General features: G+C 65.8%; 14 protein-coding genes. 9 read left to right on the top strand and 5 right to left on the bottom strand.

The features are described 5' to 3' along the window. Positions 1–35: 35 nt before the first annotated feature. Entirely contained in the window at positions 36–1,046 is a 1,011-nt protein-coding gene (locus EJB06_RS22315) for a gamma-glutamyl-gamma-aminobutyrate hydrolase family protein (RefSeq protein WP_229427221.1), read from the bottom strand. A gap of 68 nt (positions 1,047–1,114) precedes the next feature. Beyond that, entirely contained in the window at positions 1,115–1,900 is a 786-nt protein-coding gene (locus EJB06_RS22320) for a response regulator (RefSeq protein WP_229427222.1), read from the bottom strand. 196 nt (positions 1,901–2,096) lie between these two features. Between EJB06_RS22320 and EJB06_RS22325 the strand changes: the two genes are divergently transcribed. The 4 genes from EJB06_RS22325 to parC all read left to right on the top strand — a co-directional run bounded on the left by EJB06_RS22325 (position 2,097) and on the right by parC (position 9,364). Next, positions 2,097–4,094: a DNA topoisomerase IV subunit B gene (locus EJB06_RS22325; protein WP_126076233.1), complete on the top strand. Its 1,998-nt coding sequence runs from the start codon at positions 2,097–2,099 to the stop codon at positions 4,092–4,094. 180 nt (positions 4,095–4,274) lie between these two features. Then, positions 4,275–5,984, top strand: coding sequence for a molecular chaperone HscC (locus EJB06_RS22330; protein ID WP_126076234.1), 1,710 nt, complete (start codon positions 4,275–4,277; stop codon positions 5,982–5,984). Beyond that, entirely contained in the window at positions 5,981–6,967 is a 987-nt protein-coding gene (locus tag EJB06_RS22335; protein WP_126076235.1) for a hypothetical protein, read from the top strand. Before EJB06_RS22330 ends, EJB06_RS22335 begins: the two co-directional genes overlap by 4 nt. A gap of 75 nt (positions 6,968–7,042) precedes the next feature. Beyond that, entirely contained in the window at positions 7,043–9,364 is a 2,322-nt protein-coding gene (gene parC, locus EJB06_RS22340; RefSeq protein WP_126076236.1) for a DNA topoisomerase IV subunit A, read from the top strand. A gap of 162 nt (positions 9,365–9,526) precedes the next feature. On the opposite strand, the gene EJB06_RS22345 is transcribed toward parC, so the two are convergent. Together EJB06_RS22345 and EJB06_RS22350 are read right to left on the bottom strand one after the other, a co-directional pair. After that, positions 9,527–10,003 (bottom strand): hypothetical protein, encoded by a 477-nt coding sequence (locus EJB06_RS22345; RefSeq protein ID WP_126076237.1) that lies wholly within the window; start codon positions 10,001–10,003, stop codon positions 9,527–9,529. A 240-nt stretch (positions 10,004–10,243) separates the two neighbouring features. Further along, positions 10,244–11,695, bottom strand: a complete 1,452-nt coding sequence (locus EJB06_RS22350) for an IgA Peptidase M64 (protein WP_126076238.1) — start codon at positions 11,693–11,695, stop codon at positions 10,244–10,246. A 106-nt stretch (positions 11,696–11,801) separates the two neighbouring features. Here EJB06_RS22350 and EJB06_RS22355 point away from each other — a divergent pair, with 106 nt between their 5' ends. The 3 genes from EJB06_RS22355 (at position 11,802) to EJB06_RS22365 (ending at position 15,640) form a co-directional block, all read left to right on the top strand. Beyond that, positions 11,802–12,230, top strand: coding sequence for a Fur family transcriptional regulator (locus tag EJB06_RS22355; protein ID WP_126076239.1), 429 nt, complete (start codon positions 11,802–11,804; stop codon positions 12,228–12,230). A 147-nt stretch (positions 12,231–12,377) separates the two neighbouring features. Next, on the top strand, positions 12,378–14,486 hold the full coding sequence (locus tag EJB06_RS22360) for a TonB-dependent siderophore receptor (RefSeq protein WP_126076240.1): 2,109 nt from the start codon (positions 12,378–12,380) through the stop codon (positions 14,484–14,486). Positions 14,487–14,494: 8 nt separating this feature from the next. Continuing rightward, a complete protein-coding gene (locus EJB06_RS22365) occupies positions 14,495–15,640 on the top strand; it encodes an acetyltransferase domain-containing protein (RefSeq protein WP_126076241.1) in 1,146 nt (381 codons plus the stop codon). Positions 15,641–15,643: 3 nt separating this feature from the next. Here the strand turns inward: EJB06_RS22365 and EJB06_RS22370 are convergent, their stop codons facing one another. After that, the gene (locus tag EJB06_RS22370) at positions 15,644–16,972 is read right to left on the bottom strand and encodes a cyanophycinase (RefSeq protein ID WP_229427223.1); all 1,329 of its coding nucleotides are present in this window, start codon (positions 16,970–16,972) and stop codon (positions 15,644–15,646) included. 107 nt (positions 16,973–17,079) lie between these two features. Between EJB06_RS22370 and EJB06_RS22375 the strand changes: the two genes are divergently transcribed. Both EJB06_RS22375 and EJB06_RS22380 read left to right on the top strand, forming a co-directional pair. Then, positions 17,080–18,198, top strand: coding sequence for a succinylglutamate desuccinylase/aspartoacylase family protein (locus EJB06_RS22375; RefSeq protein ID WP_126076242.1), 1,119 nt, complete (start codon positions 17,080–17,082; stop codon positions 18,196–18,198). Beyond that, positions 18,195–19,580, top strand: coding sequence for a YfcC family protein (locus tag EJB06_RS22380; RefSeq protein WP_126076243.1), 1,386 nt, complete (start codon positions 18,195–18,197; stop codon positions 19,578–19,580). Before EJB06_RS22375 ends, EJB06_RS22380 begins: the two co-directional genes overlap by 4 nt. Positions 19,581–19,627: the final 47 nt, after the last annotated feature.

Below are 19,627 nucleotides of genomic sequence, written 5' to 3' on the forward strand. Positions count from 1 at the left end.
AGGGCCGCCTTGGCGCGGGAACGACGTAATATCAGCTACAGGCGCGTCTCGCGCGCAGCGCGCAAGAACTCATCGAGAATCGGCGTGCAATCGAGCAGATCGACCCCGCCGGCCCGGTGAAACTCCGGGTGCCACTGCAATCCCATCACAAAATTGGCCCGTTGATAGCGGATCGCCTCGATGATCCCGTCCGGATCCGACATGGCCTCGACCAGGATATCGCGTCCCAGATCCTTCACCGCCTGGTGGTGAATCGAGTTCACGATCGGCCGCCGCACATCGGGGAACATGCGTCCCAGGGACGAGCCGGACGGAAAAATCACCTTGTGCCGGTGCGCGTCGTAGTCGCTGTGCACGTGCGCGTGCGCGGCCGGCACATTGGTCGCCACGTCCTGGTACAAGGTCCCGCCGAAGGCCACGTTGATCAGCTGGCACCCGCGGCAGATCCCCAGCACCGGCTTGCCCGCATCGACGAATTCGTGCAGCAGTTCGAGCTCGTACACATCGCGCGCGCGGTCGCCGCTCCACTCGGGCCGGGTCGGCGATTCCGAATACGTCTGCGGCGACACGTCGGCCCCGCCCTGCAGCACCAGCCCGTCCAGATGGCGCGCATAGTGGCGCAGAGTGATGTTACTCGGATGGAGCAGCCCGTTGGTATTGACCGTCGGGATCATGAACACCAGCACGTCGCGCGACATGACCCACTGCGCGATCGACTCTTCCAGGTACTGCAGGTTTTTGCTGCGCAGCCCCGTCGAGCCGGGCTCGGGATGAAAAATCCGCGCCGAGACGCCGATGCGCAGGGTGCGCCGCATGAAGTCGCGGCCGATCCTGTCGCGCAGGTTGCGCCAGCGCGATGCGAGCACGCGGCGCGCCAGCGCCAGCGGCGTGTCGGTATCTTTCTGGTAGCGCGGCAGGGCGTCGGCGGCGCGGCGGTCGGGAACGCGCGGGGCGTGAACGCCGCTGTCGGTGTCCTGCGCGGGCGCGGGCGCCGGGACGGAATCGGGTACGGCGGCTGGCAGCAGTGGCTTGTCGGTATCGGGCATGCCTTAAATATAGCGCTCCCATGCGAGCGCACGATTCAAAGTTGTAACAAAATTGTGACCGCCACGTGCTATTGCGGCAGCGACAGCAGCTTTTTCAGCGCCGCCACCAAATGGCGGTCGGCCATCGGCTTGTCGAGCAGGCCGCGCACCCCGGCCGCGCGCGCCCGCGCCGTATCGTAGCCGGAGGCCTGGTTCACCAGCAGCACCACGGCGATGCGCTCGGCCCCTTCCTGCTGCTTGATCTCGGCGCACAGCGCATACGGATCGACGCCCGGGGTGGAGGTGTTGATCATCACCACCGCCACCGGCGTCTCGGCGCACAGGCGCACCGCCGCCGCCGCGCTCTCGGTCCACTCGACCGCCACGTGGTGCGCCGCCAGCAGGCGCGCCACATGGTCGCGCAGCGCGCCGCGCTTGTCGACGATGAGCACCGCGCCGCGCGCTTGCGGGCGCCGCATCTTGACGAATTCGGCCGGATCGGTGATGTCGAGGTCGAGCCGGATGCGGCGGCGCCGGTCGTGCGGCGGCGCGGGCGGCGGCAGGTCGTTCAACGCCTCGGCCCGTTTGCGCGCCATCTCGGAGAGCAGCTTGAACATCTGGAACATGTCGAGCGGACGCGTGATATGCGCGCAGGGAAACTGCATCCCGGCCGAACCGATCACCAGGGCCGGACGGGTGGCGTCCGGCTGCCACGCCAGCAGGGCCGCCAGCGCGCCCAGGTCGTCGCCGTTGGCGATCGTCAGGTCCGGCTCTTGCAAACTGTCGCCCAGCAGGCAAGAATACGACGGCCCGTCGCGCGGGGGGTGGGCCAGCGCCGTCCCCAGCTCGGCGCCCTCGGAAGAAGGGAAACCCAACAGGCGAACGCTCAGGGACTGCCTTTTTGAATGCATTTTTATCAACTTATGGAAGTTTTTTGACCACACCTGTTGGCGTACGTACAAATTTAACCACAATCGACCGGGCTGGCAAGCACATTCAGCGCGCTCAAATTTGGCTTCTTTTCCGGCTGACAAGATAGAATGCGCAGGCATCCGCATAAAGAACTTAGATATGGCCACCAAAAAACCTGCATCCGACTACAGCGAATCCTCCATCCGCGTCCTCAAGGGACTCGAACCCGTCAAACAGCGTCCTGGCATGTACACCCGCACGGAAAATCCGCTGCACATCATCCAGGAAGTGATCGACAATGCCTCCGATGAAGCGCTCGGCGGCCATTGCAGGAACATCGGCGTGACGGTCAATGCGGACGGCTCGATCACGGTCGAAGACGACGGCCGCGGCATTCCGGTCGGCCTGCATCCCGAAGAAAACGTGCCGACGGTGGAAATCGTCTTCACGCGCCTGCACGCGGGCGGCAAATTCGACAAGGGCTCGGGCGGCGCCTACGCCTTCTCGGGCGGCTTGCACGGCGTCGGCGTGTCGGTCACCAACGCGCTCTCCTCGCGCCTGGAAATCACGGTCTGGCGCAAGGAAGACAACGGCAACGGCCTGCACAAGATGGCCTTCGCCGACGGCGAAGTGATCGAACCGCTGACCTCCATCCCCGCCCCGCGCGACGGCAAGAAGAGCGGCACCCGCGTGACCGCCTGGCCGAATCCGACCTATTTCGACTCGCCGGCGATTTCGCAGGTCGAGCTGGCGCGCCTGCTGCGTTCCAAGGCCGTGCTGCTGCCGGGCGTGACGGTCACCCTCACCAACGCCAGGACCGGCGACGTGACGACCTGGAAGTACGACGAAGGCCTGCGCGGCTACCTCAATGAAATGCTGGCGCAAAGCGCCAACGGCGAAACCCTGATCCCGGTGTTCGAAGGCGCCCAGTACTCCAACGGCGAGAGCGACGGCTTTGCCGAAGGCGAAGGCGCGGCCTGGGTGGTGGCGTGGACCGAGGAAGGCGCGGTGGTGCGCGAATCGTACGTGAACCTGATTCCCACCTCGAACGGCGGCACCCACGAATCGGGACTGCGCGACGGCCTGTTCGGCGCGGTCAAGAGCTTCGTGGAGATGCACGCGCTGCTGCCGAAAGGCGTCAAGCTGATGCCGGAAGACGTGTTCGCGCGCGTCTCCTTCGTGCTGTCGGCCAAGGTGCTCGATCCGCAGTTCCAGGGCCAGATCAAGGAACGCCTCAATTCGCGCGACGCGGTGCGGCTGGTCTCGACCTTCGCCAAGCCGCCGCTCGAACTGTGGCTGAACCAGCACGTCGAATACGGCCGCAAGCTGGCCGAACTGGTGATCCGCCAGGCCCAGTCGCGCCTGCGTTCGCTGCAAAAAGTCGAAAAGAAAAAATCCTCGGGTGTGGCCGTTCTGCCGGGCAAGCTGACCGATTGCGAATCGAGCGACATTGCCCGTAACGAACTGTTCCTGGTCGAGGGCGACTCGGCGGGCGGCTCGGCCAAGATGGGGCGCGACAAGGAATTCCAGGCCATCCTGCCGCTGCGCGGCAAGGTGCTGAACTCCTGGGAAACCGACCGCGACCGCCTGTTCGCCAACAACGAGATCCACGACATTGCCGTGGCGATCGGGGTCGACCCGCACAGCGTGGGCGACACGCCGGACCTCTCTAGCCTGCGCTACGGCAAGATCTGCATCCTGTCCGATGCGGACGTGGACGGCTCGCACATCCAGGTCCTGCTGCTGACCTTGTTCTTCAAGCACTTCCCGGCCTTGTTCGCGCCCGGCCACATTTGCGTGGCGCGTCCGCCGCTGTACCGGGTCGACGCCCCGGCGCGCGGCAAGAAGCCGATCCAGAAGCTGTACGCGCTCGACGATGGCGAGCTGGTGGCGATCCAGGACAAGCTGCTGAAAGAAGGCTTGAAAGAAGGCAGCTGGAGCATTTCGCGCTTCAAGGGGCTGGGCGAGATGAACGCGGAACAACTGTGGGAAACCACGATGAACCCGGACACGCGGCGTTTGCTGCCGGTATCGCTGGGCGACTTCAGCCACATCGACGCCTCGGCGCGCTTCAACATGCTGATGGGCAAAGGCGAAGCCGCCGCCCGCCGCGCCTGGATCGAAGAACACGGCAACGAAACCGAAGCCGACATCTGAAAAAGCGGGGTCAGACCCCTAACTGAAAAACCCGGGTCTGACCCCATTTTTTCCCAAGTTGGCTCCGTAGCCTGTGACTGAGCGGAGAACTTGGGCCCCCGCCTGCGCGGGGGCGATGGCCGCAATAAGCCAAGCAGCAGCAGTGTGAAAACGACTCAGACTCAAAGCGGACACTGAACCATGATTATCGGAATCGACCTCGGCACGACGAATAGTCTCGCGGCAGTGTGGCGCGACGGCAAGGCGCAGCTTATTCCAAACGCACTGGGCAGCTTCCTGACGCCCTCCTGCGTCGGCATGGATGACGACGGCACCGTGCTGACCGGCGAAGCGGCGCGCGCGCGCCTGCAGACCCATCCGCACATGACGGCGGCGCTGTTCAAGCGCTACATGGGCAGCGAACGCGAAACCCAGCTCGGGGCGCGCAAGTTCCGCCCCGAGGAATTGTCGTCGATGGTATTGCGCTCGCTGAAGGAAGACGCCGAAGCCTGGCTCGGCGAACCGGTCACGGAAGCGATCGTCACCGTGCCCGCCTACTTCAGCGACGCCCAGCGCAAGGCCACGCGCGTGGCCGGCCAGCTGGCCGGGCTGCGCGTCGAGCGCCTGCTCAACGAGCCGACCGCCGCCGCGCTGGCCTACGGCATCCAGGACACCAAGCGCGAAACCAAATTCCTCGTCTTCGACCTGGGCGGCGGCACCTTCGACGTCTCCATCCTCGAACTGTTCGAAGGCGTGATGGAAGTGCGCGCGACCGCCGGCGACAACTTCCTCGGCGGCGAAGATTTTGTGAGCGTGCTGGTGGACGCCTTCCTGTCGCGCAGCGGCCTGTCCAGGGACCTGAACGGCGCGGAGCTGAACGGCACCCAGCGCCAGCGCCTGCGCGAAGAAGCCGAACGCGCCAAGCGCGCCCTGTCCGACAGCCTCACCGCGCGCATGGCCTACACCAGCGCCGGCAAGGAATACTCCCTCGACCTGACCGAGGACCTGTTCGTGCTGCTGTGCGACCACCTGGTGCAGCGCCTGCGCGGCCCGGTCGAACGCGCCCTGCGCGACGCCACCATCAAGGCGTCCGAACTCGATTCGGTGGTGCTGGCCGGCGGCGCCACCCGCATGCCGCTGGTGCGCAAGATGGTGTCGCGCATGTTCGGGCGCTTCCCGTCGATCAATCTCGATCCGGACCAGGCGATCGCCCTGGGCGCGGCGGTGCAGACGGGCCTGATGGCGCGCGACGCCGCCTTGAGCGAAGTGGTGATGACCGACGTCGCCCCCTACTCGCTGGGCATCTCGATCGCGCGCGAAATCGGCCCGAACCAGTACGAGGGCGGCCACTACCTGCCCATCATCGAGCGCAATTCGACGGTGCCGGTGTCGCGCGTGGAGTCCATCACCACCATCAACGACTACCAGAACGAACTGGTGGTGCACGTCTACCAGGGCGAATCGCGCCGCGTGTCGGACAACGTCTTCCTCGGCAAGCTGGCCTTCCCGATCGAGGCCAAGCGCTCCGGCGAAGTCAGTGCCGACGTGCGCTTCACCTACGATATCAGCGGCGTGCTGGAAGCCGAGATCACGCTCCAGCCCAGCCTGGAAAAGCACACCCTGGTCATCACCGAGAACGCCGGCGTGATGACCCAGGCCGAAGTGGCCAAGCGCCTGGCCGAACTCAACGAACTGAAGATCCACCCGCGCGACAAGATCGAAAACCGCACCCTGCTGGCGCAGGCCGACCGCCTCTACGAGCAGTTGCTGGGGCAGGAACGCGCCTACCTGGCGCAGCACATCGCCGCCTTTACCGGCGTGCTCAATACGCAGCAGCCGGCGGCCATGCGGCGCGCGCACGAAGTGCTGACACGGGTGATGCGTGAACTGGGCGGGAGCTCGTTTTTATGAACGTCTGGAGCGTGCTCGGAATGACGGCCAGCCGCGATGAGCGCGCGATCAAGCGCGCCTATGCGGCCCGGCTGAAGGTCACCCGTCCCGAGGACGATCCGGCCGCCTTCCAGATTCTCAACGACGCCTACCAGGCCGCGTTGCAGCTGGCGCGCCAGGCCAATGACCTGGACTGGCCGGACGAGGCGCCGGCGCCGCGCAGCGAAGTGCGCGAAGATGCGCGCGAAGATGCGCGCGAACGAGCGTACCAGCCGTACGAGCCGCCCGTCTACGTGGCGGCCTACGAATTCGATCCGGATTCGCCGGTCTACACCGCGTACTACGAATTCGATCCCGACGCGCCGCCGCCCGAAGCGGCCGCACCGGCGCCTCCGTTCGAGCCGCCGGCGCCGCCGCCGAAGCCCGTGCAATACCGCCTGCCGGAGATCGTGCCGCCGCCCTTGCCCGGCACCGGCCCGGAGAGCGCGATCATGCAGGCGCGCCGCATCTGGGCCGCCTTCCTGTCGCGCGCGCACCGCAGCCCGCGCGAACACCTGGCGCAGCTGTTCGCCGGCGACGAACTGCTCAACATCGAGGTGCGCGACCACTTCGAAGAATGCGCGGTCCAGTACTGCGCCGGCGAAGGCTGCGAGGACGACTTCCGCGAAGCGATGGCGACCCATTTCAACTGGGTCGACGACGCCAGCTTCGTGGGCCGCCACATGCCCGACGAAACCGGCATGATGCTGGCGCGCCTGCGCGCCCAGCGCTCGTACGCCCACTTCTGCCAGCTCGCGCTGGAAGACGAGGTCGTGCGCGCCCTGCTCGACGGCGACCCGCGCGGCGTCATCGGCAGGTATCCGGACGCCGCCTTCACGGAGCGCATGCGCGAACTGCTGGAACACATCCACTGCTACCATGGCGAGATGCTCGACCTCAAGCTCGATGCCCATATCGTCGAACACTGGGTCGCCGTGGTCCGAGGCAGGGGCTGGTCGGCGTAAGCCCCGCCCCGCAACGCACACACCCGAACAAACACACTCCTTTTCATCAGCACCTACGCATAAGCACCTACGTACATGTCCTCACAATCGAATCTGTTTGACCCACCGCCGCCGCCACCACCGGAAGATACCGAAACGCTAACCCTGTCGACCTTCGCCGAGCGCGCCTACCTCGATTACGCCGTTTCGGTGGTCAAGGGCCGCGCCCTGCCCGACGTGTGCGACGGCCAGAAGCCGGTGCAGCGCCGCATTTTGTACCGCATGAACGAACTGGGGCTGAGCGCGACCGCCAAGCCGAGCAAGTCGGCCGCCGTGGTCGGCGACGTCATGGGAAAACTGCACCCGCACGGCGACGCCTCGATCTACGACGCGATGGTGCGCATGGCGCAGGACTTTTCGCTGCGCTATCCGCTGATCGACGGCCAGGGCAACTTCGGCTCGCGCGACGGCGACGGCGCGGCGGCGATGCGCTACACCGAGGCGCGCCTGACCCCGATCGGCAAGCTGCTGCTGGAAGAAATCGACGAAGGCACGGTCGACTTCCAGCCCAACTACGACGGCGAACACGCCGAACCGAAAGCGCTGCCGGCGCGCCTGCCGATGGTGCTGCTGAACGGCGCCTCCGGCATCGCGGTCGGCCTGGCGACCGAAATCGCCTCGCACAACCTGAGCGAAGTGGCGCGCGCCACCGTGGCCATGATCCGCAATCCGAAGATCAGCCACGCCGAACTGATGACACTGATTCCCGGTCCGGACTTCCCGGGCGGCGGCCAGATCATCACGCCGCCGGCGCAGATCAGCGACATGTACGCCAGCGGACGCGGATCGATGAAGGTGCGCGCGCGCTGGAAGATCGAAGAGCTGGCGCGCGGCCAGTGGCAGGCGGTGGTGTCGGAACTGCCGCCGGGCGTGTCGTCGCAGAAGGTGCTCGAAGAGATCGAGGAGCTGACCAACCCGAAGATCAAGCTCGGTAAAAAAGCGCTCTCGCCGGAACAGCTGGCGCTCAAGCAGACCATTCTCGGTTCGCTCGACTCGATCCGCGACGAATCGGGCCGCGCCGCCGCGGTGCGCCTGGTGTTCGAGCCGAAGTCGAAGAACCAGGACCAGACCGAATTCATGCTGATGCTGCTGGCGCATACCTCGCTCGAGTCGTCCAGCTCGATCAACCTGGTGATGATCGGCGGCGATGGCCGTCCGCGCCAGAAGGGGCTCACCGAAATCCTGCAGGAGTGGATCGATTTCCGCTTCGTGACGGTGCGCCGCCGTACCGATTACCGCCTGGGCAAGGTCAACGACCGCATTCACATCCTCGAAGGCCGCGAAGCGGTCCTGCTCAACATCGACAAGGTGATCCAGATCATCCGCAATTCGGACGAGCCGAAGGCCGCGCTGATCGCCGAATTCCGCCTCTCCGAGATCCAGGCCGAAGACATCCTGGAACTGCGCCTGCGCCAGCTGGCGCGCCTGGAGACGATCAAGATCCAGCAGGCCCTGGCCGAACTGCGCAAGGAAAAAGGCAGCCTGCAGGACATCCTCGACAATCCGTCGACCATGAAGCGCCTGATCATCCGCGAGATCGAAAGCGACGCCAAGCAGTTCGGCGACGCGCGCCGCACCCTGATCGAAGAAGCGCAGCGCGCGGTGGCCGAGCAAAAAGTGGTGGACGAGCCGGTGACGGTGATCGTGTCCGAAAAAGGCTGGGTGCGCGCGCGTACCGGCATCGGGCACGACGTGGCGCAGTTCACCTTCAAGGCGGGCGACTCGCTGTACGCGGCCTTCGAATGCCGCACCACCGACACCCTGCTCGGCTTCGGCGACAACGGCAAGGTGTATTCGGTGCCGGTGGCCGCCCTGCCGGGAGCGCGCGGCGACGGCGTGCCGATTACCACGCTGGTCGACGTGCCGAACGGCGCGCGCATCCCGCACTTCTTCGCGGGCAGCGCCCAGACCATGCTGCTGATGGCGTCGAACACGGGTTACGGTTTTGCGGCCAGGGCGGGCGACATGGTCAGCCGCCTGAAAGGCGGCAAGTCCTTCATCACCCTCGACGACGGCGCGCAGCCGCTGCCGCCGCGCGTGATCGCCCCGACTGCGAGCGCGGTGGCCTGCCTGACCGAAAAGGGCAAGCTGCTGGTGTTCGGCATGGATGAACTCAAGACGCTGACCAACGGCGGCCGTGGCGTGATCCTGACGGAGCTGGACGACAAGGAAAAACTGCTGGCGGCGCAGCCGATTTCGCAAAAAGGCGTGACCGTGCACGGCACCTGGGCCGGCGCCAAGCCGCGCGCGGTCGACCTGTCGGCCTCGGGCCTGGCGGTCCACTTCGGCAAGCGGGCACGCAAGGGCAAGCCGCTGGCGGCCAAGATCAAGGTGATCTCGCTCACGCCGATCGGCTGAGCCATCCCCGCCCCCGCGCCAGGCGCGGGGGCGGCGCACAACGGCGCACAACAAAAAACGGGGCAAGTGTTGCTTGACCGGGGTCTGACCCCGCTCAAGCAACACTTGCCCCGCTTTACATCGGTCACCCCGCAAGCGGGGCGAGACGATGATTACTACAGATTACTTAGCAGCAGCTTTTTTCACGTCAGTAGCCGCTTCGACTTTTGCTTCGTGCGTTTTTGCAGCAGCGGCAGCTTTGTCGGCGCCAGCTTCGACAGCGGCTTTTTCCGCTTTTTCATCGGCCTTGATCATTTTTTTCTCGGCTTTCAGATTGGCCTTGGCGACTTTTTTCTCGGCCTTGGCTTCCGCTTTCATCTTGTCTTCCGGATCGGCTTTAGCGACGTCGGTGCTCGCTTCAGCGTGTTCTTTCACTGCCTTCGAGTGGGCTTTGGTCTTTTTCTCGGTGGCGTCGGCAGCTGCCTTGGTGGCTTTTTCGTCGGCTTTGGCCGCTACTTTGGCTTCCTTGGCTTCGGCTTTGGCGATGTCCTTGTTGGCGCTGGCTTCAGCTTTGACAACCGCTGGGGTTGCTGCTGGAACTTGTGCGTAAACCGAAGTAGCGAACAGGCCGGCGATCAGGGTAACGAGCAATTTGTTCATGATATGGTCCTTTGGAAGAATGGTTGGGGTTTCTTATTCGTGGACGTTCTGGACCTCGGTCCATTCGCCATCTGTCGTTCTCAACTTTATATTTCGTCAAGGAACGGTATCCAGAATATGTCTTGCGGGACACGGGGTCTGTGCGCTAGCGCACGCATTCCAAAGCTAATGAAAAGCAACTTACAAATGCACGCAGGCCCCCGCCCATTCCCCCTATCGCCCGCCGTTACAGGCCCCAGCCTATTTTCCCTCAGCCTTTTTCGCGTACAAATCGATGATCGTGGCGATGCCGTCGTTACAGACTTTACAGAATCTTTCACTTCGGTCGAACATGAGGCACTGCATTTCTGACCGGTAATAGCCGCTCGCCTCGTAATTGGCTCCTTCGAAGGCGCCCACGTCGTGCCGGTGCGCAGACTTGGCGAACAGGGTATTGGTGTGCGCCAGGTCTTCGCGGAACAGCGCGCTCATTTCGGATTCGGGCCGGTTGGCCGTGCGCAGGTCGGCGCGGCGCTTCTGGTAGGCGCGCGCGTATTGCTCGTACTGCGCCTTGGGCCAGGCGGTCGGCAGCGGCGTGCCGGCCTTGACGTGGCGCTGCCATTTGAGTCTGGCCGGATCGCGCAGCGCTGTCACATTCGGCTCCCACGGCTCCATGCGCGCGGAACCCGACTGGTACGCCACGGGCGAGGTGTAGTACTCGTCGGCCAGGCCGGCGAAGTGGTGGCCGAATTCGTGCACGAACAGGTAATTGGCCCAGTCGTTGCCCGCCGCCGCGGTGCTGAACTGGCCGAAGATACCGCCGCCGCCGTAGGTGTCGTTGTTGACCAGGATTTCGATGAACTCGTACGGCGCATGCTGGGCGATCTCGCGCAGCGCGCGGTTGTCGAGCGTGAGCACGTAACGCTCGCTGCCGAAGATGTCGTAGCGCGTGCCCAGTGGCGAGGCCTTGTGCACGCCGGTCGAAGGACGCGATACGCCGCTCTCGCCGGTCGGCACCGCGATGCCCCACACGTTAAAGTCGCCCGCGCGCTCCTTGAAGGGCGACACGGTAAACAGGTGATCGGCCAGGCGGCGCGCGTCGGCCTCGAATTTTTTCATCTCGCCAGCGGTGTAGCCGTCGCCCATGACCAGCAGGTCGACCTTGGCCGGCGACGGGCCGCTGACGCGGATCGGGATCGGCCTGGCCGGCGCGGGCGCCTGCTTGCGCACCACGTCCTGCGCATCCGGATCGACCTCCACGCTCCACGCGACCGAGAACCGATTGCGCTCGTCGCGTTTGAGCACCCTCACCCTGACCGGTTTGCCGAAAGCCGGAAAGCGCACCGATTCCTGGAAGCCGCGGCTGATGCGGCCGGCTTCCTCGGTGGTGCGCCATTCGCCGAAAATGGTCGAGAAGCCGCGCGAATACAGCTGGTCGCCGGTCCTGACGTCGACCACTTCGACCATGTTCTGGCCACGATTGGTGGTGTCCAGGTTTTGCGACAGGTCGCCCGGCCACGGCAGCGGTTCGATCACCACGCGTTCGAGCGCGTACTGGTCGGACAGCGCATTGCCGCTGTGCTGGTAGTCGACGCGGACGGTGGCGGGCGGCTGGACCTGCACCTGGGCCTGTACCTGGGCATGAACCTGGGCGGCGGCCAGCGCCAGCAAGCCGGCGGCGCGGCGCATGAATCGGACGGGGGACAGCGGCATGGGGTTTCCTTGCAAGCGTGGATCGTCCCGCATTGTAAACCTGCACGCAGTGGTTTCGGCCACCCCTGCGTGGTAGCATGTCGCTTCCTTTGAAATCCCAGCCAAGATGGTCACAACGATTGAAAGCCAGGCAGAGTCACTGATCCGCGATACGGGCGCGCGCCTCACCAAGCCGCGCTCGCGCGTGCTGGCGTACCTGCTGGCGCAGAACAAACCCCTGACCCACCACGATATCCAGGAAGGCCTGGCCGGCGACGCCCTCGATTCGGTCACCCTGTACCGGGTGCTGGAATGGCTGACCGAGCACGAACTGGTGCACCGCATCGCCGGCGCCGACCAGGTGTGGCGCTTCAACGCCGGCGCGGGCCAGCACGGGCACCAGCACGCGCACTTCCAGTGCACCCGCTGCGAGATGGTGACCTGCTTCACCGACATCGCCCTGCCCGCGCAGATCACCCTGCCCGCCGGCTTCACCAGCGCCCAGGTGGACTTCCTGATCAAGGGCGTCTGCAGCGTGTGTAACGCCAAAAAATAAGCGCGGCTTCCCAGTTCGACAGGCGGCAGGGTGCGCGGCACTAACGCAACCCTATTGCATTAAAGCGGCAGGCAGCCTATTATAGCAACTCAGTTGCATTAAATCCCCGCCTTGCCCGGCCCCTCCACGCCTGTAGAATCCCCACGTATGTACATCAAAAGCGCCACCGCCGCCCTCCTCGCCAGCCTCACGCCGCTGGCCGCCCTCGCCGCCGACGTTGCTTCGTCCCCTGCTTCGTCGCCCACCGACACCGTCGTCATCGGCGGCCAGCGCGAACACTACCGCAGCCTGTCGGCCACCGGGGCGACCAAGACCGATGCGCGGCTCTTGGACCTGCCGCAAAGCGTGCGCGTACTGACCAGCGAAGTGCTGCGCGACGCCGGCGTGAGCACCCTGGCCGGGGCGCTCGACCTGGCCAGCGGCATATCGCGCCAGAGCGACCTGGGTGGGCTGTGGGACAGCTACGCCATGCGCGGCTTCACGGGCGATCCTAATTTCGGCTCCGACTTCCTGGTCAACGGCTTCAGTTCCAGCCGTGGCTACAACGGCCTGCGCGACACCGCCAGCACGCAGTCGATCGAAGTCCTCAAAGGCCCGTCGGCCGCCCTGTACGGGCGCGGCGAGCCGGGCGGCACGGTCAATATCGTCACCAAAAAGCCGCGCTTCGTCGCCGCGCGCAGCATCGGCGCCTCGGTCGGCAGCTTCAACACCCACCGCGCAGCGCTCGACGTCACCGGTCCCGTCGGCGAGACGCTGGCCTACCGCCTCAACGCCGCCTGGCAGGAAGGCGACAGCTTCCGCGACAGCGTCAGGCGCGACACCCTGCTGGTCTCGCCGTCGTTCGTGTGGCTGGCGGGCGAGCACACCACGGTCTCCTACGAGATCGAAGCGACCGGGCAAAAAGCCCCGTTCGACCGTGGCGTGCCGGCGGTGAACGGCAAGCTGGGGGCGGTGCCGGTGTCGCGCTTTCTGGGCGAGCCTGGCGACGGCCGCATGAGCGTCAAGTCGCTCGGGCACCAGCTGTTCGTGCAGCACGCGCTCAACGACAACTGGTCGCTGCAATCGGGCCTGTCGTACCGCGACAGCGAACTGGCGGGCTTTTCGACGGAAGCGAACAACCTGCTGGCGGACGGGCGCACCTTGCGCCGCCAGCGCCGTCACCGCGACTTTTCGGCCACCGACACCTCCGGGCGCATCGAACTGCTCGGCAACCTCGCCACCGGCAGCCTGCGCCACAAGCTGCTGTTCGGCGTCGACGCTTACCGCTTCGACGACCGCCGCGTGCAGTTGCGCCGCAATCCCTCGAACGCCAACCCGTACGCGATCGATATCTTCCAGCCGGTGTACGGCGGCGTGGCCGATCCGCTGACGCTGTCGATCGACACCCTGGAGCGCCAGCGCGCGCACGGCCTGTACGCGCAGGACCAGATCGACCTGAGCGACCGGTGGAAGGCGCTGCTGGGCATCCGCTACGACAGCGCCGAGCAAAGCGTCGCCAACAAGCGCCTCAGGACCAGCAACGCGCAACGCCTGCACGCCAGCAGCCCGCGCGCGGGGCTGGTGTACCAGCCGGGCAAGGCGGTGTCGCTGTATGCGACGGCGGCGCGCGCCTACCGCCCGAACAGCGGCATCAGCATCGACAACAGCGCCTTCGAAGCCGAAAAGAGCCTGTCGTACGAACTGGGCGCCAAAGTCGACGCGCTTGACGGAAAACTCACCAGCACCGTCGCGCTGTACAAGATCGACAAGAAGAACGTCCTGACCACGAACCCGGTCAATTCGGACTTTGCGATCCCCGCCGGGGAAGTCGGCAGCCGTGGCCTGGAGCTGGACGTGGCCGGCGCCGTGGCGCGCAATCTGCAGCTATCGGCCGCCTACGCCTACACCGACGCCACCGTCACCAGGGGCGACAAGACCATCCGCACCGGCAGCCGCTTCCCCAACGTGGCGCGCCACAGCGCCAGCGTGATGCTGGTGTCGAGCTTCACGCTGGGCGACGCCAACGCCAGCCTTGGCGGCGGCGCCAGCTACGTCGGCAAGCGCATGGGCGACGTGGCGGCGTCGAGCAGCTTCGAACTGCCCGCCTACACCACCGTCAGGCTGGTGGCGGCCTGGACGCCGTACCGCAAGCTGCGCATCGCCCTCAACGTCGACAACCTGTTCGACAAGGCCTACTACGCCAGCTCGTACAGCCAGCTGTGGGTGGCGCCGGGCAGCGAGCGCACTGCCACGCTGACGGCCAGCTATCGCTTCTGAGGCCCGCCATGACCGCCCTGACCGCCTCGCCTGCCAAGCGTATCGCCGCCATCGACGCGATGCGCGGCCTGATCATCCTGATCATGACGCTCGACCACGCGCGCGAAACCTTCTTCTTGCACCGCCAGGTGAGCGACCCGATGGACCTGGCCACGACCGAGCCGTCGCTGTTCTTCAGCCGCGTGGCGGCGCACTTCTGCGCGCCGATGTTCGTGTTCCTCACCGGCCTGTCGGCCTGGCTGTACGCCAATCCGCCGTCCGGTCCGCGCAGCCCGCAGGGCTTCCTGCTCAAGCGCGGCCTGTTTTTGATCGTGCTGGAACTGGTGTTCGTCAGTTTTGCGTGGTCGGGACGCTTTCCGCCGCCGGTGCTGTACCTGCAGGTGATCTGGGTGATCGGCCTGTCGATGATCGCGCTGGCCCTGCTGCACAAGCTGCCGCTGCGCTGGCTGGCCCTGCTGGGCGGCGCGATCGTGGCCGGCCACAACGCCCTGTCCTTCCCCGGCCTGGAACCGGGCAGCCTGGCGCACGCCGCCTGGACGGTGCTGGAACAGCGCGGCTTCCTGCTCGACGAAGGCCCGGTGCGCGTGAAGATCAGTTATCCGCTGCTGGCGTGGATCGGCGTGATTTTGCTCGGCTACGCGGCCGGCCCGCTGTTTTCCAGCAAAGTGCAGCCGCGGGCGCGCCGCCGCCTCCTGCTGCTGGGCGGCGCGGCCTGCCTGTCGCTGCTTGCGCTGCTGCGCGGCTTGAATATCTATGGCGAGACGCTGCCGTGGACCGTGCAGGCGGACCTGCTGCACACGGTCATGTCGTTCCTGAACCTGACCAAGTATCCGCCCTCGTTCAACTTCCTCCTGCTGACCATCGGCGTGGGACTGATCGTGCTGGCGGCGATGGAAACGGCCAACGAGCGCGTGGCGGCCTTTTGCGCGACCTTCGGCGGGGTGCCCCTGTTCTACTACCTGGCGCACCTGTACCTGCTGCTCGCGCTGCGCGGCCTGATGTCCGCCGTAGCGGACGGACAGGCGCACCAGGCCGGCGGCATCGGCGAAGTGTGGCTGTGGTCTGTCGCGGTGATCGCGGCGCTGTACTACCCGTGCCGCTGGTTCGGGCGCTACAAGCGCGCCAGCACCCGGGCCTGGGTGCGCTACCTGTAGCGTTTACTTGTACTGGTACAGCGGCTGGCGGATCAGGATCGGCAGCACGTCGAGGCGGATATTGAAGACCGAGTAGGTATCCGAAATGGCCGACATGTAGCCGACGCTTTCCTTGGTGCGGCTGAAGCGGAATTCGAAGCCGAGTTCCGGCTGCAGGTCGCGCGGGCTGCCCAGGGTCAGGCCGATGGCGTCGGCCTGGTCGCTGTCGATCAGGCGGTGCATCAGGTCCACCACCGTCGTGTTACCGAGGATATCGGCAAAGAACAGCGGACCGCGATAATACGGCTTGGCCGGATCGAGCTTGTTGGCCAGCTTTTCGCGCGAGGGCGTAAAGACGCCATTCTGCAGGTTGAAGCGGTCGCCGTTGTCGAGGTAACTGAGCCTGGCGTTGCTCACATTGAAGTCGCCCGGCGTGAAAGTGGCGCCATTGAGGTCGATCAGCAGCGCGCCCTTGTAGCCGAGGACCTCGACATCGCGGTTGCCGTGGATGATCATCGAGGTGTTCTCGTCGATCCCCAGTCCCATCTTGTAGCCCTTGGCCAGCATGGCCGGCAGCATGCGCCCGAAGCGCCCGCGCACCAGCAGGTGCTGGTCCACAAAAACATCCTTGCCGACGAAGCCCAGGCCCGGCGACAGCTCCATGCCGTCGGCCACGCCGCGCTTGAGGGTGGACAGCACCGAACTGGCATCGTAGAACATGGTCTCGCTCATGATCGCCGCGCCCGCGCTGGTGCCGGCGATGACGCCGCCGTTGCGGTACATGGCCCACAGCGCGTCGAGCACGCGCGTGCTGCTGCCGTCTTTTTTGCGCAGCGCCGCGGTGATGCGGGCCTGGTTGCCGCCGACGAAATAGGCGCCGTCGGCATGGCGCACGGCGTCGGCCAGCGCCTGGTCGTTGGCGGCGACGCGGTAGTCGGTGCCTTCCAGCTTGACCGCCACCGGCACGAAAAAGGCGTCGGCGCCGTAGGAGTTGAGCACCTCGATATTGTTCTTGCCGGCGACGTCCGGGCTGGCCGAGGCCGAGCCGAAGACGGCGATGCGCGCCCCCGGGCCGCCGGCCAGTTCGACGATGCGCTTCCAGACCGCCGCGTTCTCGCCGCGCAGCGCGCCGCCGATGATCACCAGCGAACCTTTGGGACCGCCCGGCGGTACCGTGGGAGCGGGGGCGGCCGCTGTCGCTGCCTGCGCCTGGCCCGCCGCCAGCAGGACGAGCAACAGGAACTGTAAATATCGGCGGGCCAGGTTCAGCATCGGTGGTTCTTCCTTTATTCGGTAGGTCGGGCTGCGCAGGCGCGGACGGGCCAGCGCGCAGCCGGTATTATGTGCAGGCAAGATAATACCCCGCGCAGAAATAATATGTCGTATTCGAGAAATGGACAGGGCGCGGCGGTGGTTTTTTATGCCACACTTCCGGCTGACTTCATTTCACGGTCCTGATCATGCAAGCAAACACCCACCGCATCTCCCTGGAGGACAGCAGCATGTCCTCGCAACTGGCCAGCTTTCACTTCGGTGCGCCGGGCACCGGCAAGAAGGTGTATATCCAGGCCGCGCTGCACGCCGACGAAGTGCCGCCCATGCTGGTGGCGCAGTTCCTGCGCACCGAATTGCAGGCGCTGGACGCCGCCGGCAAGATCCGCGGCGAGATCGTCCTGGTCCCCGCCGCCAATCCGATCGGCCTGTCGCAAGCCATCCACGGCGCGCCCTTCGGCCGCTTCGACCTGTCGACCGGGACCAATTTCAACCGCGCCTACAAGCACGTGGCCGAAGACCTGAAAACCTCGCTCGACGGCCTGCTCGGCCCCGATGCCGGCGCCAACGTGGCCCTGATCCGCGCCCACGCGCGCGACTCGGTCGCCGCCTGGGAGCCGAAAACCGACGCCGACGCGCTCAAGAAGATCCTGCTGCACATGGCGATCGACGCCGACATCGTGCTCGACCTGCACTGCGATAACGAAGCGGTGCTGCATATCTATGCAGGCACGCCGCTGGCCGACGCCGTGGCGCCGCTGGCGGCGCTGATGCAGGCGCACAGCGTGCTGCTGGCCCTCGAAGCGGGCGGCGAACCGTTCGACGAAGCCTGTTCGCGCCTGTGGTGGGACCTGGCGGCGCACTTCGGCCCGGATGTTCCGATCCCGGCGGCCTGCCTGTCGACCACCGTGGAGCTGCGCGGCGAGCGCGATGTGAACTACGACCTGGCCAGGGGCGATGCCCAGGCCCTGCTGCAGTTCCTGGCGCACGCCGGCGTGCTCGACCTGCCGCCGGCCGCCCTGCCCGCGCCCCTGTGCGCACCGACGCCGCTCGAAGGCGTGGAGCCGATCGCCGCGCCGCACGCCGGCGTGCTGGTCTTCCTCAAGCAGCTGGGCGAGAAGGTGGTGGCCGGCGACGCCATCGCCGACCTGGTCGACCCGGTCAGCGGGCGCACCAGCACGCTGCGCTGCAGCGTCGACGGCGTGTTCTTCGCCCGCACCGCGCACCGCCATCTGCTGCGCGGCATGGCGGTCGGCAAGATCGCAGGACCAGTGGCTTACCGCGCCGGAAAGCTGCTCAGCCAATGAAACTGCGTATCCCCAATACCTTCGTCCTGCTGTTCCTGATCCTGGCGATGATCGCCGCCGCCACCTGGCTGGTGCCGGGCGGCCAGTACGGCACCGTCATGGTCGACGGCAAGCCGCGCATCGATCCCGGCTCGTTCCAGTACGTGCAGAGCAATCCGCAGGGCTTCGTGGCGCTGATGATGGCGCCGATCAAAGGCTTCGTCGAGGCGGCCCAGATCATCGGCTTCGTGCTGATCGTCGGCGGCGCCTTCGCCGTGCTGCAAAAGACCGAGGCGCTCGACGCCATGATCCGCAGCGTGGCGCGCGCCCACACCGACTCGGCCTTCGTGCGGGTGATGCTCATTCCGGTGTTCGTGACCATCTTCTCGCTGGGCGGCGCCACCTTCGGCATGAGCGAGGAATCGATTCCCTTCGTGCTCATTTTCGTGCCGCTGGCGCTGGCGCTGGGCTACGACTCGATCATCGGCGTCTCGATTCCCTTCCTGAGCGCGCAGGTCGGCTTCGCGGCCGCCTTCCTCAATCCCTTCAATGTCGGCGTGGCGCAGAAGATCGCCGGGATCCAGATGTTCTCGGGGATCGGCTACCGCCTGATCGTCTGGTTCGTCGCGACCGCGATCACCATCGCCTTCCTGATGTGGTACGCGGCGCGCATCAAAAAGGATCCGACCCGCAGCCCTTCCTACGCGCTCGACATCGAAAAGCGCAAGGAGAGCAGCGCCGCCCTGAACGACCTGGCCGGGATGACGCGCACCCACGGCATCGTGCTGCTGATGTTCGTCGGCTTCATGACGGCCATGGTGGTCGGCGTGATCCACTACGGCTGGTACATCAACGAGATCGCCGCCCTGTTCATGGTGATGGCGATCGTGGTCGGCGTCATCGGACGGCTCGACAGCGACGCCTTCGTGGCCGCCTTTCTGCACGGTGCGCGCGACCTGGTGGGGACCGCGCTGGTGATCGCGCTGGCGCGCGGGACCATGATCCTGGCGCAGGATGCCAAGATCATCGACACCATGCTGCACTCGCTGGTGCCGCTGGTGCAGTCGTCGAGCCCGATTTTCGCTGCGCAGAAGATGTTCATCATCCAGACGGTGATTAACTTCTTCATTCACTCCGGGACCGGGCAGGCCGCGCTGACCATGCCGATCATGGCGCCGCTGGCGGACCTGGTGGGGATTTCGCGGCAGACGGCGGTGCTGGCCTTCCAGCTGGGCGAACTGACCTTGCCGATGATTCCGACGTCGGGCGTGACGGTGGGGGTGCTGGCACTGGCGCGCATTCCCTGGATTACCTGGGCCAAATGGATGGTGCCGCTGCAGCTGGGGTATTTTGTGATGGCGCTGCTGTTGCTGATTCCGCCGTGTCTGATGAATTGGAACTAATCGCCGCCGTTCCCGCCAAGGCGGGAACGACTGTGTTGCATATAGTA

Origin of the sequence: Massilia atriviolacea (assembly GCF_003953935.1) — a bacterium.
Taxonomy (GTDB): Bacteria; Pseudomonadota; Gammaproteobacteria; order Burkholderiales; family Burkholderiaceae_D; genus Telluria_A; species Telluria_A atriviolacea.

Excerpts from the sequence above, each read along its gene's own strand:
- EJB06_RS22315 (WP_229427221.1), bottom strand. The coding sequence starts at position 1,046 with ATGCCCGATACCGACAAGCCACTGCTGCCAGCCGCCGTACCCGATTCC.
- EJB06_RS22325 (WP_126076233.1), top strand. The coding sequence starts at position 2,097 with ATGGCCACCAAAAAACCTGCATCCGACTACAGCGAATCCTCCATCCGC.
- EJB06_RS22330 (WP_126076234.1), top strand. The coding sequence starts at position 4,275 with ATGATTATCGGAATCGACCTCGGCACGACGAATAGTCTCGCGGCAGTG.
- EJB06_RS22335 (WP_126076235.1), top strand. The coding sequence starts at position 5,981 with ATGAACGTCTGGAGCGTGCTCGGAATGACGGCCAGCCGCGATGAGCGC.
- parC (WP_126076236.1), top strand. The coding sequence starts at position 7,043 with ATGTCCTCACAATCGAATCTGTTTGACCCACCGCCGCCGCCACCACCG.
- EJB06_RS22345 (WP_126076237.1), bottom strand. The coding sequence starts at position 10,003 with ATGAACAAATTGCTCGTTACCCTGATCGCCGGCCTGTTCGCTACTTCG.
- EJB06_RS22350 (WP_126076238.1), bottom strand. The coding sequence starts at position 11,695 with ATGCCGCTGTCCCCCGTCCGATTCATGCGCCGCGCCGCCGGCTTGCTG.
- EJB06_RS22355 (WP_126076239.1), top strand. The coding sequence starts at position 11,802 with ATGGTCACAACGATTGAAAGCCAGGCAGAGTCACTGATCCGCGATACG.
- EJB06_RS22360 (WP_126076240.1), top strand. The coding sequence starts at position 12,378 with ATGTACATCAAAAGCGCCACCGCCGCCCTCCTCGCCAGCCTCACGCCG.
- EJB06_RS22365 (WP_126076241.1), top strand. The coding sequence starts at position 14,495 with ATGACCGCCCTGACCGCCTCGCCTGCCAAGCGTATCGCCGCCATCGAC.
- EJB06_RS22375 (WP_126076242.1), top strand. The coding sequence starts at position 17,080 with ATGCAAGCAAACACCCACCGCATCTCCCTGGAGGACAGCAGCATGTCC.
- EJB06_RS22380 (WP_126076243.1), top strand. The coding sequence starts at position 18,195 with ATGAAACTGCGTATCCCCAATACCTTCGTCCTGCTGTTCCTGATCCTG.